This window comes from Bradyrhizobium sp. UFLA05-125 (assembly GCF_059803515.1).
Window position 1 is genome coordinate 1 of record NZ_JBANBJ010000176.1, and the last position, 1,076, is coordinate 1,076.

The 1,076-nt window shown below is 62.6% G+C and carries 2 protein-coding genes; one reads left to right on the top strand and one right to left on the bottom strand.

Annotation, left to right across the window (positions count from 1 at the left end; translation table 11 throughout):
- The coding region (gene trhA / locus SO156_RS45815) for a PAQR family membrane homeostasis protein TrhA (protein WP_498539460.1) at positions 1–667 on the bottom strand (667 nt) is incomplete at its 3' end.
- 183 nt (positions 668–850) lie between these two features.
- Here trhA and SO156_RS45820 point away from each other — a divergent pair.
- Positions 851–1,076: YcjX family protein (locus SO156_RS45820; protein ID WP_498539461.1), on the top strand; the 226-nt coding region annotated here is incomplete at its 3' end.

The following is a 1,076-nucleotide window of genomic DNA, read 5'->3' on the forward strand; positions in this document are numbered from 1 at the left end:
TATAATGGCACGCCGCGCCGGCCAAGACAAAGCCGTGCCAGATCGCATTCTGGAAACGTAGGCGCCGCCAGGCGTGGAAGATCACCCCGAAGGAATAGAGCGCGCCGCCCGCGACCACGAACCACAGAGCCATGGTCGGCAGCGCGTTGACCACGGCGTCGTAGAGCATCAGGCCACTCCAGCCCATGGCGAGGTAAATGCCGACGGCGACGCGGTCGAAGCGGCCGGGCCAGCCGAGCTTGAGCACGATGCCGAGGATCGCCACGCACCAGACACCGACGAGCAGCGCCAGCGCGAAGGTGCTGTCCTTCAGTTCCAGGATGAACGGCGTGTAAGTCGCAGCGATCAGGAGGTAGATCGCGGAGTGATCGAACCTCCGTAATATCCATTTGGCCGGCGACACCGGCCAGAGATTATAAGTCGCAGACAGCACCAGCATCGAGAGCAGGCCGGCGACGTAGATCGAGACACCGACGATGTCGACCGCGTTCGCATTGACTGCCGCCAGCACCACCAGAACGGTCGCCGCGACGACGCCCAGAAGCACGCCGATGGCATGGATGACGCCGTCAGCGATCAGCTCGGCGCGGTCATAGTCCCAGCCGATCACGTCGGCTGCGGCATGGACGGAGGTCGACGCGAGTTGTTTCAATCTGAAAACGGTCATGGCAGTCCGAAGGCGACGCTGTGGCACTCTTACGTGGGTCTTTCGTGGTCGGCGAGCCGTTCAAAGGCTGGTTCACCCCAAAACGCGGTGGAAGTATGAAGCTTGATTTTCGTCAGGCAGTTGCCACTTTTGTGACTAGTCCAATTTGCCTATTCCGCCGGCACGAGATCCCTCGCCTTCCCCATGGCATTCAGCATTCAGGATATGGTCGAAGAGGCGCGCCTGTCGGCCCGGGCGCTGCTCGACTATGGCGGGCATTTCTTCAACCCCACCGTCCGGCTCGGCGTCACCGGCCTGTCGCGCGCCGGTAAAACCGTGTTCATCACCGCGCTGATCCATGGGCTGACGCGCGGCGGCCGCTTTCCGGTGTTCGAGGCCTTTGCCTCCGGCCGCATCGCACGTGCGAAAC